Raw genomic sequence first — 15,106 nt, 5'->3', positions numbered from 1 at the left:
GTGATGATTTTCATTAGAATGGGTCGATACTGATTATCGACCCTGAAAATATTTGAGTTTATTACTCAGCTGCTGGCGCTTCTTCAACAAAGCTTTCTTCAGATACTGGAGATTGGTTTTGTTCACGACCAGAACGTACTGCATCAGCAACCGCATTTGCATATAATTGAATAGCACGAATTGCGTCATCATTACCTGGAACAATATAATCAATACCATCTGGATCTGAGTTTGTATCAACAACAGCAATGACTGGAATACCTAAATTGTTAGCTTCTTTGATTGCGATATGTTCATGGTCTGCACCAATAACAAAAATCACATCGGGTAAGCCACCCATATTTTTAATTCCACCCAAGCTATTTTCTAATTTAGCCATTTCGCGAGCACGCATTAGTGCTTCTTTTTTGGTTAATTTGTCAAATGTACCATCACTAGCTTGTGTTTCTAAATCTTTTAAACGTTTGATTGATTGACGTACTGTTTTCCAGTTAGTCAACATACCACCTAACCAACGGTGATTTACGTAGTATTGCCCACAGCTTTCTGCTGCTTGTTTAATCGCTTCGCTAGCTGCACGCTTTGTACCAACAAATAAAATTTTACCTTTACGAGCGGCAATCTTGTTTAATTCAGCTAACGCTTCGTTGAATAAAGGAACTGTTTTTTCAAGATTGATGATGTGAACTTTATTACGAGCACCAAAAATAAATGGTTTCATTTTTGGGTTCCAATAACGAGTTTGGTGTCCAAAATGTACACCCGCTTGTAACATATCGCGCATTGATACTGTAGTCATGATTTCCTCATTTTGACGTTGGGGTTATGCCTCCACATATCCGCTTTATCCGACCTTATGACTTAAAGTAAAAGGCACCCCGGCAAAGAGTAATGATATGTGTGTGTTATAACGTTAATTAAATTTTAAAATTTTTGCTTTACCTCACAAGGATTTTTTGAAAAATGAATGTGAAGAGTTGCGCGCGTTTTATACCATATTTAGATAAGGTTTGCTAGCGTTATTTCTATAAAAATAGCAACAATAGTGTTATGCATTAAAAAGAAAGTAACCTCAAAAAATAAAAATTTGAATAAATTTCGTGAACTTACTAAGTATTTTTTTAATCCACAAATATAAACGCTAGCTTTATTAATACTGTGTGTTTACACGTTAAAAATTAGCTTTACTGTCATCTTGTTAGCTTATGTCGTTAGTCTTCATTCACTTTTTAATTATGCTTCTATTCTAATCGTATTAAGAATATACAATATCAACCGATAAAAAGATGTTATAACGAGTTAAAAGAGATATTACTAAGAGTAAGTTATATTAAAAAGCTTTTGTATCCTCATGCGTTAAAGATAAATTACCGTTATTTGCCGATTTTAGTGATTAAAAATTACGTGTAACAAATGACTTTTATCCCGACTTTAGCCACGCATAAAATAGTTAATATTTAGGCTAAACCGGCCAAAATTACTTTAGAAAAACGAGAGCTTATAGTAGATGAGCTAGATGTAACATCAATAGTTGCTGATCTTAAAAGTTTTAATGCGTTACATCTGGTAGATTTTTATACCGTTTGACATCGTAACGCTCTTCTTTTCAAAACGTTGTTGGAAAGATAATTTTATAAGACCAAACAGTTATCTTTTTAAAAGGGATGAGTAATAAACAGGCAATGCTCGTAAATCAAGCAAGATAGAATAAATATTGTCGCGTGACTAACAAAGTAATAAGCGCTGTAAGAACGTTACCTTTGTGCTGTGAATAAGTTGACAAATTGTTTTATGTTATAAAAAACCATTCAATAAGTTTTGACTTATTAAATGGTTTAATAAAATTTAGTTAAATACTTAGTTAAATATTTGATTGAATTTTAAACAAATCCAATCCCATACCGATCCAAAGAATCCTGTTTCTTCAACATCTTGTAATGCAACTAATGGCTGTTCATTAATAATTTTGCCATCTAATAAAAACTGCATTTTACCTACACTGGTCCCTTTAGTAATAGGTGCGTAAATATAATCATCAATAATATATTGTACTTGTACATCAGCCGAACGCCCTTTTGGCACAGTAACATAAGCACCTTCAATTGCACCCAACTGAATTTTATTTTGATCGCCATACCAAATAGATTCTGTTGTTAATGGCGTACCTGCTTTGACTGGATTAGCTGTTTCGAAGAAACGAAATCCCCAAACTAATAACTTTTTACTCTCTTCTTCACGTCCTTTAAACGTGCGTCCACCTAATACAGCAGAAATTAAACGCGTATTACCATCAACAGCTGAGGCAACTAAATTATAACCAGCAGCATTGGTATGCCCAGTTTTAATACCATCAACATTTAAAGTGGTATCCCAAAGTAAACCATTTCGGTTTAATTGTGGTTTAGATAATGTGTAAGTAAACTCTTTTTCTTTATAAATAGCGTACTCGGAAGGTAAATCATGGATTAATGCTTTTCCTAAAAATGCCATATCTTTTGCTGTTGTATATTGCCCAGGCGCATCTAAGCCATGTACGGTTTCAAAATGCGTATGCTCTAAACCTATTTTTTTTGCATATTCATTCATTAAATTAACAAAAGCACCTTGGCTACCTGCAATATGTTCAGCCATTGCGATACAGGCATCATTACCAGATTGGATGATTATTCCTTTATTTAAATCAGAAACCGAAACCGTTTTACCCACTTCTAAAAACATCAATGATGAGCCTTTTAAAATAGGATTTCCTGTTGCCCAAGCATCTTTACTTACAACGACCATATCATCATTTTTAATACGCCCTGATTGTAATGCTTGACCAACTACATAGCTGGTCATCATTTTCGTTAAACTTGCTGGATCGCGTTGTTGTTCAGCATTATATTGCGCTAAAATTTCACCAGATTTAGCATCAATTAAAATATAAGATTCAGCATCTAATTGAGGAATAGCAGGAATAGGAAAAGCCATTTCAGCTGATGCCGAAGAACAAATTGCAAGCGCTAACAAAGCAAAAGATAATTTAAATTTCTTTTTCATTTAATTCAATTCCGTTAAATATTTTTAGATAACATGTATCGATGAGTGTGAATAGACATCATAATGCCAAAACTTGCCATTAATACGACTAAGGAAGAGCCACCATAACTTATTAGCGGTAATGGTACACCAACTACCGGTAAGATTCCACTAACCATACCAATATTAATAAAGACATAAACAAAAAACACTAAAATTAAACCACCTGAGAGTATACGACCAAATGTGGTTTGAGCTTGCGCCGCAATAACTAATCCACGGATAATTAAGCATAAAAATAACACTAATAGTATTATCGTGCCGATAAAACCAAACTCTTCAGCAATAACGGAAAAAATAAAGTCAGTATGTCTTTCCGGTAAAAATTCTAACTGAGATTGCGTGCCTTCAAGCCAGCCTTTACCCCAGATCCCGCCAGAGCCGATAGCGGTTTTAGATTGAATAATATGATAACCTGCACCACTAGGATCGAGTTCAGGATTAAATAACATTAATACTCGAAGTCGCTGATAATCATGCATAAGAAAAAACCACATTATCGGTAAAAATATCGCAATTAAAATAATAGCAATAAAAATAAATCGCCAATTGATGCCAGCTAAAAATATGATAAAAATACCTGACATAACAATTAAAATTGCAGTACCTAAATCTGGCTGCATAGCAACAAGTAAAGCAGGAACAGCAATAATAATTAAAGTTTGAAAGGTATTTTTTAATGGTGGTGGACAACCATCACGATGAATAAATTTAGCGACCATTAATGGGACAGCTATCTTAGCAATTTCAGAGGGTTGAAAGCGTAAAATACCTAAATCCAACCATCGCTGCGCACCTTTACTTACATAACCAAAAATATCGACCAATAACAACATCAATATACAGAACAAATATAAATATGGCGCCCATTTTTCAAAGGTTCTAGGCGAAAATTGCGCAATTGCAATCATGACAACATAACCAAGTAAAATTTGAATTACCCGTTTTTGCATCATATCAAAATCTTGACCAGTAGCACTCCAAAGAATATAAAGGCTATAGCCAAGTAATAGTGTAATAAATAAAAAAAATAGTGGATCGATATGGATTTTTTGCCAAAAAGTTTTTTTAATATTATTCATAATTAATCTTCATGCCCTGCATGTGATGGAGTTTCATCTAATTCCGTTGAATTATCGCCTAATAGATAGTAATCCAATATTTTTCGCGCGACGGCTCCGCCATTTGAACTACCACCACCACCATTTTCAAGCACAATGGCTAACGCAATAGTTGGTTTATCAAAAGGAGCATAAGCAACAAATAACGCATGATCACGTAAGTGTTCAGGAATTTTATGGGCATTATAAACTTCATCTTCTTTTAAACCATAAACTTGTGCAGTGCCCGATTTACCGGCTGCTTGGTATTTTGCATCAGCATAAACTTTTCGAGCTGTTCCTCGTGCACCAAACATTACCCGATGCATGCCTTCTTTAGCTAATGCCCAGTAATTGGGATTAACATCAACTAAACTATTAGTTTCAATATAATTTTGTTGATTAACTGCAGGTGGATTCGAATTGGTATTTAAAATATCGCTCTTTTTATATAATAAAAAATGTGGCGTATAAGTTTTACCATTATTAATCAAAATAGTAAGTGCTTTAGCTAACTGTATAGGTGTTGCTGTCCAATAACCTTGGCCAATCCCTACCGGAATGGTGTCACCTTGTAACCAAGCTTTTTTATAACGTTGCATTTTCCATTCACGACTAGGCATAACGGCTTTATTTTCTTCATTTGGTGAAATATCAATACCGGTTCGTTCACCATAACCGAATTTAGTCATCCATTGATGTAAACGATCGATACCCATATCATAAGCAACTTGATAAAAATAGGTATCAACTGATTCTTCAATTGCTCTTAACACATCAACGCGCCCATGTCCCCATTTTAACCAGTCTCGATATCGTCTATCGGTACCAGGTAGTTGCCACCAACCCGGATCATTAATAGTCGATTTGGGTGTGACAACACCTTCACTTAAAGCGGCAATGGCAATATAGGGTTTTACTGTTGAAGCAGGCGGATAAGAGCCAAGTAATGCTCGGTTATAAAGAGGTTTATTAGGATCATTGAGTAATTCGCTATATTTAGCATTCGATATTCCACCAACAAACGGATTAGAATCGTAACTCGGACTTGAAACCAATGCTAAAATTTCACCATTATTAGGATCAATAGCAACCACTGCTGCTTTTCGGCCAGCAAGTAACTGTTCGATATAAAGTTGTAATTTAAGATTGATAGACAGGTAAATATCTTCACCAGCTTGTGGTGGATGCTGATTAAGTTGACGAACAATGCGCCCTCGGCTATTAACTTCAACTTTTTCATATCCTGGCGTACCATGTAATACATCTTCGTAGTATTTTTCGATACCCATTTTACCTATATTAAAGGTTGCCACATAATCACTGGTTTTATTTTCATCATCTAAACGTTGTTTATCAGCAGTATTAATTTTTGAAATATAACCAATAATATGCGTTAATGATGCGCCAAATGGATAATAGCGATGCTGTATACCCACAATTGAAACATAAGGGAAACGATGTTGATCAACAACAAAACGCGCAATTTGCTTTTGAGTTAAATTGTCCTTAAGTGGCACCGGTCGATGAGCTTTATAATTACGGCGTTCTTTTTGAAAATTTTCAATATCTTCGTCAGTCAAATTAACAATATTTTTTAATTCATTAAATTGCTCATTAAGATTTTTGATTTTATCAGGAATAATATTGAGTTGATAAGTTATATTGTTAATGGCTAAGGGTGTGCCATTGCGATCATAAATCATTCCACGGCTAGGTGGAATGGGAATAATTTCGATACGATTATTATTCGATTTTGTACTGTAATAACTAAAATTAGAAATCTGCAAATCAGCTAAATTACCGAGTAAAACCGATATTAATAATAAGATAATAACAAAAGCAAATAACACTCGCCGCAAAAACAGGTTTGTTTCTGCCGAGTGATCTCGAATATTGCTTCTCTTTTTTTTACTTGAGATAGGGATAATATGACTCCTCTAAATACTTCTTTCGCCAGATTGATGCTTATGTTGTTCTTCCCAATTTTCATAAGCATTGACGATTCTTGCAACCACAGGATGACGAACAACATCTTCACTATTAAAAAAATTGAAGCTAATTTCGTCAACTTGGCTTAATACTTCAATTGCATGACGTAATCCAGATTTTTGATGGCGAGGTAAATCAATTTGCGTGATATCACCAGTAATGACTGCTTTAGAATTAAAACCAATACGGGTTAAAAACATTTTCATTTGTTCAATAGTCGTATTTTGGCTTTCATCCAAAATAATAAATGCGTCATTAAGAGTACGTCCACGCATATAAGCTAGAGGCGCAACTTCAATAACACTTTTTTCAATGAGTTTTTCAACCTTTTCAAAACCTAACATTTCAAATAAAGCATCATAAAGAGGACGTAAGTAAGGATCCACTTTTTGACTTAAATCGCCGGGTAAAAACCCCAGTTTTTCACCGGCTTCAACCGCAGGGCGAGTTAATACAATTCGACGAATTTGTTGCTTTTCCAAAGCATCAACCGCTGCGGCTACCGCTAAATAGGTTTTACCTGTTCCTGCCGGACCAATACCAAACGAGATATCATAATCTAACACATGCGCAATATATTGCGCTTGATTTGCTGTTCTGGGTTTGATTACACCACGCTTAGTTTTTATCATAACAAGCTTACCTGCTTGATAATCAACATAAGCAGGTAAGTGTTCACTTGCTTTTTCAAGTGCCCCAGATTCTTTGATAGCTAAATGAATCTGTTCTGGTTCAATATCAACTATTTTATTTTTTAATTTAGTTTGCTTATAAAGTACTTTTAAAATATCGTTGGCCGCAGTAACACAAATAGGATCACCGGTAATTGAAAATAGATTACCACGATGGTTAATTTCAATACCCAATCGACGCTCTAATTGTTTTATATTGTCATTATAAGGACCACAAAGACTATTTAACCGCTGATTATCAGCCGGCTCAAGTAAAGTTTCACAAGTCAAAATATTCAATGATAAGTCCTCTAATAATTAAAATTAACTGCCAATGCGTTATTGATATAATATTTAATATTTTAACGCATTAAAAAGTGCACAGCATAGTGATAACACTTCACGATATTTTCTTATAGTTATGGATGATAAATACCTACCCCTAAATCATTTTCTTTACGCGTTCGTGAAATTACTGACATTGGCGATTGATTGACTCGTAAATCCATTTCATCTTCAGTACGAACCACTCTTCCTCGTAAAGAATTAGGATAAATATCAGTTATTTCTACATCAACAAATTTTCCAATCATATCTGGTAGACCTTCAAAATTAACAATACGATTATTTTCAGTACGTCCTGTTAATTCCATTAAGTTTTTCTTCGAAGGTCCTTCAACCAAAATACGTTGCACAGTATTTAACATGCGGCGACTAAATTGCATCGCTTGTTGATTAATGCGCTCTTGCAATATATATAAACGCTGTTTTTTCTCGTCTTCTGTGACGTTATCTTCCATTTCGGCTGCTGGCGTACCTGGTCGTGCTGAATAGACAAAGCTATAACTTAAATCAAAATTCACATCAGCAATGAGTTTCATGGTTTGTTCAAAATCTTCTTGGGTTTCACCAGGGAATCCAACAATAAAGTCTGAACTAATTTGAATGTCAGGACGAACTTTGCGTAATTTACGAATAATTGATTTATATTCAATAGCGGTATGTGTGCGTTTCATCAGATTTAACACACGATCTGAACCACTTTGTACCGGCAAATGTAAAAAGTTAACTAATTCTGGCGTATCACGATAAACATCGATAATATCATCAGTAAATTCAATTGGATGACTGGTTGTAAAACGAATACGATCAATACCATCAATAGCCGCAACTAAGCGTAGTAGTTCAGCAAAAGAACAGATATCACCATCAAATGTTGGACCGCGGTAAGCATTTACATTTTGACCGAGTAAATTGACTTCACGAACGCCTTGTTCAGCAAGTTGAGCTATTTCATAAATAACATCATCACATGGCCTACTGACTTCTTCACCTCGAGTATAAGGTACCACACAGTAAGTACAATATTTATTACATCCTTCCATAATCGATACAAAAGCTGTTGGCCCTTCACTGCGCGGCTCTGGCAAACGGTCAAATTTTTCAATTTCAGGAAAGCTGACATCAACAACATGATTGCCTTTACCACTACGAACTTGCTCAATCATTTCAGGCAGACGATGGAAAGTTTGTGGTCCGAAAATAATATCAACAAATGGTGCGCGTTTACGAATATGTGCACCTTCTTGTGAAGCAACACAACCACCTACCCCAATAATAATATTTGGATTATGTTGTTTTAAGTTTTTCCAACGACCTAATTGATGGAATACTTTTTCTTGGGCTTTTTCACGAATAGAGCAAGTATTGAGTAATAAAATATCTGCTTCTTCTGCATTTTCTGTTAAAGTTAAACCGTGGGTGGATTCAAGGAGATCTGCCATTTTAGTTGAATCATATTCATTCATTTGGCAGCCCCAAGTTTTGATATGTAGTTTTTTGCTCATCAATAACTCAGCTATATTTAATTGTTAAAATGAAAACGGGTTTAAATCCGCGATTTTAGCGTGCCATATTGTAATCCTTTGTAATAGTAGGGTCTATAATAAAAATGAAAAATAACAAAACAAAGTAACGTATTGGATTTTTTTATTGAATATAGCAATATGTTAGAAAAAATTTAACAGTAAAAAATAGGCTATTTTGCTAACTAAAAACATTACCAATCAATTTACTATTTAGCGTTTAGTCAAAATTTATCGTAAAGATAATTTTGCTATAACTGATTTATTAATAACGTAATTTTTAATTTTTCTAGTCGTGTAAAATAAGTAGGTAAACTGAAAAATGCATGATAACGCCAATTTGATTACTTCCTATTTTCATCAAAAATATAAATTTCATTATTTAAAAGTTTTAACAGACAGCACCAACAGAACCAAATTGATTAAACCTGAGTTAAATATAATCCTAACCTGAATAAAAAATATCAAGGCCGCGGCTATAACATAATCAATTGATAACTTATCACATAAAAAAGCTAATTAAAGATGAGAATCATTCTTTTTAATATCAATATATTTTATGCTATTATTCACGATCAATTTATTTAGAAAATAATGTGTTTAGATATGTCAAAAACATTTAGTCCAACAAAACGCCTACTCATTAAAGGTATTATTGCGACATGTTTATTATCTGTCACAAAAGTAGGTTTTGCAGCAAACTTAGCTCAGGTCATAGCTGTTAGAGTTTGGCCTTCATCGACCTATACTCGAATAACATTAGAATCGAATGTAAATTTAAAATTCAAACACACTTTATTGACCAATCCAGACAGGCTTGCCATTGATATTGAGAATATTAATTTAGATGCTACTTTAAAAAAGATTTCATCTAAAGTATTACCTCGAGATCCCTATATCAAATCAATAAGTGTTGCCCAACTTGATTCAAAAAAAGTTCGAATCATGATCAATTTGAAGCAAGGTATTCAACCCAATACCTTTAGCTTATCGCCTGTAGCTGAATTTAAACATCGTTTAGTCATCGATCTTTATCCATCTAAACCTTCATCAGCAACAGATGATGATCCTTTGCTTGCATTATTAGAAGAGTATAAAAAAGGCGATCTTAATAAAAAACAATCTCAGATCAAAACAACAGCCAATAAAAGCAAAAACGCACCTATTATTGTTGTTCTCGATCCTGGACATGGAGGTGAAGATCCTGGTGCTATTGGTAATAATAAAACACGAGAAAAAGATGTCGTATTACAAATTGCCCGTCGAGCTTACAGTTCTTTGAAAAAAGAACCTAATATAAAAGTCTACATGACTCGTAATGAGGATGTCTTTATACCATTAAAAGTAAGAGTAGCCAAAGCTCGATCATTACACGCTGATATTTTTATTTCTATTCATGCCGATGCCTTTGCCAGCCCATCAGTAAAAGGATCGTCAGTATTTGCCTTATCCACACGCGGCGCAAGTAGCTCAGCAGCTAGCTATTTAGCACAAACACAAAATGAAGCCGACCAAATAGGTGGCGTTAGCCGTAGTGGTGATAAATATTTAGATAATACCATTTTGGATTTAGTACAAAAAACCACACTGAGCAATGGTATATTACTCGGCAATGCAATTTTAAATCGAATGAAAAGTGTCAATAAATTACATAAACCGTCACTTGAGAAAGCGGGATTTGCTGTATTAAAAGCACCGGATATTCCTTCGGTTTTAGTCGAAACTGCTTTTATTAGTAATGCTACAGAAGAACAAAAATTAAAAACAGCTTCGTTCCAAAATCAAGTATCTAAAGCGATCGTAGATGGGATTAAAGATTACGTCAAAAGACGTAAAAACTAGTAGTAGTAATTAAATATAACACTATTGAATTATCACTAAATGTCTTTCCGCATCTAATTGAGGAATAGTCAATTTAATATTTTGTTTAAGCATAAAACCATCCGGAATGGTGTCGATCTCACTGCCTTTAAGCGCATAAAAAGCACCATGTTCATTAGGTAAATGTTTACACCAATTAAGCATATCTTGCAGGGAAGCAAAAGCACGACTAATCACACCGTCAAACTTTTTATCGCAATATTGTTCAATTCGACTTTGTACTGGATGTATATTAGTTAACTTTAATTCAAATTGAACTTGTTTTAAAAAACGAATTCGTTTACCTAAACTGTCAACGAGATCAAATTGTTTTTCAGGGTTGATAATTGCTAATGGAATGCCAGGTAAACCTGGCCCTGTTCCAACATCAATAAACGTTTTACCTTCTAAATAAGGCGATACAACAAGACTATCCATAATATGCTTAACTAACATTTCGTTAGGATCTCGCACGGCAGTTAAATTGTAAGCTTTATTCCACTTATGTAACATTTCAACATAATTAATTAACAGATCTATTTGCTGATCAGAGATCAAAAGATCGGTTTGATCAATTAGATTAGTGAGTTTCTTTTTTAACATAATTTTTCTTTTTTAAGTAAACCAATAACATTGAAATAGCAGCAGGCGTAATACCCGAAATACGTGAAGCTTGCCCAATAGAAACAGGTTTATGTTGTTTTAATTTAGCCACCACTTCATTAGATAACCCTGATATTTCTGCATAATCAATATGCGCAGGAATCAATGTTTGTTCATTACGTTTTTGACGCTCTATTTCTTCAATTTGTAGTTTGATATAACCATCATACTTGACTTGAATTTCAACTTGTTCAGCCGCTTGCGGATCGCTTAACCCTGGCGCAAACAGTGATAGTTTTTTTAACGTTTGATAATTCATTTCAGGGCGTTTTAGTAGCTCTTCGCCATTGGCTTCTTTGGTTAAATTAGCACTTAAGACCGCATTTACTTCATCAATGGTTTCGATGTGAGGGTGAACCCAAATATCACGCAGACGTGCCCTTTCTTGTTCCACTGCTTCAAATTTTTCATTAAATTTTTGCCAACGGTAATCATCAACCATCCCTAATTTACGTCCGATTTCAGTTAAGCGAATATCGGCATTATCTTCACGTAACATCAAGCGATATTCGGCACGAGATGTAAACATGCGGTAAGGTTCGTTTGTGCCTAATGTACAAAGATCATCAACCAAAACGCCCAAATAAGCTTGATCACGTGTTGGATACCATTGATCTTGATCATATACAAATCTTGCTGCATTTAACCCAGCTAGCATTCCTTGGGCCGCGGCTTCTTCATAACCTGTTGTGCCGTTGATTTGACCGGCTAAAAATAGCCCTTTGATCACTTTACTTTCTAACGTTGGTTTAAGATCTCTTGGATCAAAATAATCATATTCGATCGCATAACCCGGTCTTACAATATTCGCATTTTCAAGCCCTTTCATACTACGTACAAATGCAAGCTGGGTATCAAAAGGTAGACTTGTTGAGATCCCATTTGGATAGATTTCATTACTATCTAATCCTTCTGGTTCCAAATAGATCTGATGGGAATTACGATCAGCAAAACGCATGATCTTATCCTCAATGGAAGGGCAGTATCTTGGCCCGACACCTTCAATAACCCCTGTGTACATAGGACTGCGATCTAAACTGTTACGAATGATCTCGTGTGTGGTTTCGTTAGTACTTGTTATATAACATGGGATCTGCCTTGGATGTTCACTAGCCTGACCTAAAAATGAGAATACTGGAACGGGATCATCGCCATATTGTGTTCCAAGTTTTGAAAAATCGATGGTTCTTGCATCAATACGAGGTGGTGTACCTGTTTTTAAACGACCCATTCTAAATGGATATTGATGCAATGATTTTGATAAACCAATTGATGCTGGATCGCCGGTTCTTCCCCCGCTGTAATTGTCTAAACCTATGTGGATCTTTCCATCTAAAAAGGTGCCTGTTGTTAATACTACGGCTTTCGCTCTGAAAGATACGCCCATTTGAGTTTTTACACCTGTGATCTGATCGTTTTCGATGATCACATCTTCAACTGATTGTTGAAATAGCATTAAATTAGGTTGGTTTTCAAGTGTTGTTCGGATCACTTTTCGATAAAGCGATCGATCTGCCTGAGCGCGAGTAGCTCGCACAGCAGGTCCTTTACTACTATTTAAGATCCTAAACTGGATCCCTGCTAGATCAATAGCGTGTGCCATGAGTCCGCCCATTGCATCGATCTCTTTTACTAGATGCCCTTTACCAATACCACCAATTGCAGGGTTACAAGACATTTGACCTAATGTATTGATATTATGGGTTAATAGTAGTGTTTTTCTGCCCATTCTAGCTGATGCCATTGCTGCTTCTGTTCCTGCATGGCCGCCACCAACAATAATGACATCAAAAAGATCTGGATAAAACATAAAAGCCTCGTTGTTTTTATTTATATACTGATGATCGTCGTTTTGGATCAGGTGATTTGGGTTTATTTAGCGTTAGGAATTGTACTCATCTTTTTGATTACGTCAAATGATCTATTTTGATCGCTATTTAAATTAAATAAGATCTTTTATTTGATCTTTTTATTTTTATTGTTATTAGTTTAGATGACTTCTGTTGATAACTTAGTTTTGCCATTATTATTTAGGATCTTAGTTGTGATCTAATGCTGTTAATTGATCGGATCTTTTTGGATTTAGACTTGTTTATAACTATTGTATTTATCCACAATTGTTTTTGTCTTTAAGGTTATTAATCCGATTATAACAGCTTATTAGCCGTATTTATCACAAAGTTATCCACAAAAAATAAGTTTGTTTGCTTAAATTTTGATATATTAGTGATGATGTTTTAAACACTGTTATTTGATCTGTGTTGCTCAATTTAACTTATTAAGTAAGATGGTTATTGTGCTTGATTTGTTTTATACAAAAGTGATTGATTTTTGTGGTAGCAAATTTATACTTATCATGAAATTATTTTTATTGTGAGGTTATTTTATTACTCTTTCACAGTTACCTTTACCTTTTTCTTTATCTAATAGTGAAACTTTTGATAGTTTTTATGTGGGCGATAATCAATTATTGTTCGATTCGTTACAAGCTTTATTTGATAAGCCAGGTTTCAATGTTTTTTATATGTGGTCGGCAAGTGCTTCTGGTCGGACTCATTTGTTGCATGCTTCAAATCAAAATAAGTTAGCCAGTTATATTCCTTTAAAGCAGTATTACCATCTTGTTCCCGAAATTTTACAAGGCTTGGATAATTATGATTTAGTGTGTTTAGATGATATTGATGCTATAGCAGGTCACAGAGATTGGGAAGAGGCTATTTTCGATTTATTTAATCGTTTAACTGAGAAAAATGTAAGTAAGTTATTAATTACAGCTAATGCACCGCCTAAACAGATTTGTTTTACTTTACCTGATTTGGTTTCTCGATTATCTTGGGGACAAGTTTATCAATTAAAAGAATTGAGTGATGATGATAAGCTTAAAGCTTTACAATTAAGAGCTAAATTAAGTGGTTTTGAATTATCAACCGAAGTTGGATTGTTTTTATTAAAACGTGTTAATCGTGATATGCGTACACTGTTTTCTTTATTAGAAAAGTTTGAAGTTGCAACGCTTGCTCAACAACGTAAGTTAACTATTCCTTTTATTAAATATATTTTGGATTTGTAGTATGAGTAAAAAGCCTGAAGCTATCGTTTTTTTTGATTTAGACGGAACACTATTTAATAGTCAAATTGAAGTTTTACCCAGTTCTTATCAAGCTATAAATAAGCTTAAACAAAATAATATTATTCCCATGTTGGCGACGGGACGAACGCCTTGTGAAGTCGTTGACTTGATGCATAAAACACAAATCGATTCAATTGTTGGAATGAATGGTCAAGTGGTACTTTATCAAGGTGAAACGGTCTTTACAAATAATATTGATAAAGATGTGATAGCTAGAATTTATCAATTTTCCAAACAACAAATGGATATACCTCTCTCTTTTTATAATTATGAAATTATGCGTGTTTCGCAAGATAGTCAACCTGCTAAGGTATTTTATCATTATTTAAAACAACCCGTTCCTCCCGTTGATGATCAGATCTATTTAAATCAACCTATTCAAATGTTATTGCTGTTATGTGAATCAGGCGAAGAACATTATCGTGATCTATTTCCTGAATTGACCTTTATTCGTAATACCCCCTATTGTGTTGATGTTTTTAATCACGGTGGTTCTAAAGGAAATGGCATAACTCAGTTATTACAGCGAAAAGGGTTCACCGATGTACCAACTTATGCATTTGGTGATGGAATGAATGATTTCGAGATGTTCTTAACAGTTGATCATCCAATCGCCATGGCTAATGCCGTTGATGGGTTAAAAGCACATGCTGAATTTATCACTGATGATAATAATAATGATGGAATCGCTAAAGCTTTACAGAAATTTGGTTTGATTTAATTTTATTAAAAATAAAAATAATTTAA

Annotated in this window: 11 protein-coding genes; 3 read left to right on the top strand and 8 right to left on the bottom strand. The window is 34.3% G+C overall.

Annotation, left to right across the window (positions count from 1 at the left end; genetic code table 11):
• Positions 1-61: 61 nt before the first annotated feature.
• The 6 genes from rpsB to miaB form a co-directional block, all read right to left on the bottom strand.
• Positions 62-799: a 30S ribosomal protein S2 gene (gene rpsB, locus J3U56_RS06945; RefSeq protein WP_065633745.1), complete on the bottom strand. Its 738-nt coding sequence runs from the start codon at positions 797-799 to the stop codon at positions 62-64.
• A 1,058-nt stretch (positions 800-1,857) separates the two neighbouring features.
• Positions 1,858-3,039, bottom strand: coding sequence for a serine hydrolase (locus J3U56_RS06940; RefSeq protein WP_065633743.1), 1,182 nt, complete (start codon positions 3,037-3,039; stop codon positions 1,858-1,860).
• A gap of 14 nt (positions 3,040-3,053) precedes the next feature.
• Positions 3,054-4,160 (bottom strand): peptidoglycan glycosyltransferase MrdB, encoded by a 1,107-nt coding sequence (gene mrdB / locus J3U56_RS06935; RefSeq protein ID WP_267333993.1) that lies wholly within the window; start codon positions 4,158-4,160, stop codon positions 3,054-3,056.
• A gap of 2 nt (positions 4,161-4,162) precedes the next feature.
• Positions 4,163-6,031, bottom strand: a complete 1,869-nt coding sequence (gene mrdA / locus J3U56_RS06930) for a penicillin-binding protein 2 (RefSeq protein WP_267333992.1) — start codon at positions 6,029-6,031, stop codon at positions 4,163-4,165.
• Between the two features lie 87 nt (positions 6,032-6,118).
• Entirely contained in the window at positions 6,119-7,141 is a 1,023-nt protein-coding gene (locus tag J3U56_RS06925; RefSeq protein WP_267333991.1) for a PhoH family protein, read from the bottom strand.
• Positions 7,142-7,260: 119 nt separating this feature from the next.
• Positions 7,261-8,688 (bottom strand): tRNA (N6-isopentenyl adenosine(37)-C2)-methylthiotransferase MiaB, encoded by a 1,428-nt coding sequence (gene miaB / locus J3U56_RS06920; RefSeq protein ID WP_267333990.1) that lies wholly within the window; start codon positions 8,686-8,688, stop codon positions 7,261-7,263.
• 624 nt (positions 8,689-9,312) lie between these two features.
• On the opposite strand from miaB, the gene J3U56_RS06915 reads away from it, so the two are divergent.
• Entirely contained in the window at positions 9,313-10,548 is a 1,236-nt protein-coding gene (locus J3U56_RS06915) for an N-acetylmuramoyl-L-alanine amidase (protein ID WP_323849460.1), read from the top strand.
• Positions 10,549-10,569: 21 nt separating this feature from the next.
• Here the strand turns inward: J3U56_RS06915 and rsmG are convergent, their stop codons facing one another.
• Both rsmG and mnmG read right to left on the bottom strand, forming a co-directional pair.
• Complete coding sequence (rsmG, locus tag J3U56_RS06910; RefSeq protein ID WP_267333988.1) at positions 10,570-11,169, bottom strand: 16S rRNA (guanine(527)-N(7))-methyltransferase RsmG; 600 nt, start codon at positions 11,167-11,169, stop codon at positions 10,570-10,572.
• Positions 11,147-13,039 carry a tRNA uridine-5-carboxymethylaminomethyl(34) synthesis enzyme MnmG gene (gene mnmG, locus J3U56_RS06905; protein ID WP_267333987.1) on the bottom strand — a complete coding sequence of 631 codons (1,893 nt, stop codon included), beginning with the start codon at positions 13,037-13,039 and terminating at the stop codon, positions 11,147-11,149. The genes rsmG and mnmG overlap by 23 nt, the downstream gene beginning before the upstream one ends.
• A 576-nt stretch (positions 13,040-13,615) precedes the next feature.
• On the opposite strand from mnmG, the gene hda reads away from it, so the two are divergent.
• Both hda and J3U56_RS06895 read left to right on the top strand, forming a co-directional pair.
• Complete coding sequence (gene hda / locus J3U56_RS06900) at positions 13,616-14,299, top strand: DnaA inactivator Hda (RefSeq protein ID WP_065633735.1); 684 nt, start codon at positions 13,616-13,618, stop codon at positions 14,297-14,299.
• Position 14,300: 1 nt separating this feature from the next.
• Positions 14,301-15,080, top strand: coding sequence for a Cof-type HAD-IIB family hydrolase (locus J3U56_RS06895; protein WP_267333986.1), 780 nt, complete (start codon positions 14,301-14,303; stop codon positions 15,078-15,080).
• Positions 15,081-15,106: the final 26 nt, after the last annotated feature.

The organism is Gilliamella sp. B2824 (assembly GCF_026536245.1).
GTDB lineage: Bacteria > Pseudomonadota > Gammaproteobacteria > Enterobacterales > Orbaceae > Gilliamella.
Note: the sequence above shows the minus strand (reverse complement) of the source record. Positions and strands in the feature narration are given on the sequence as shown.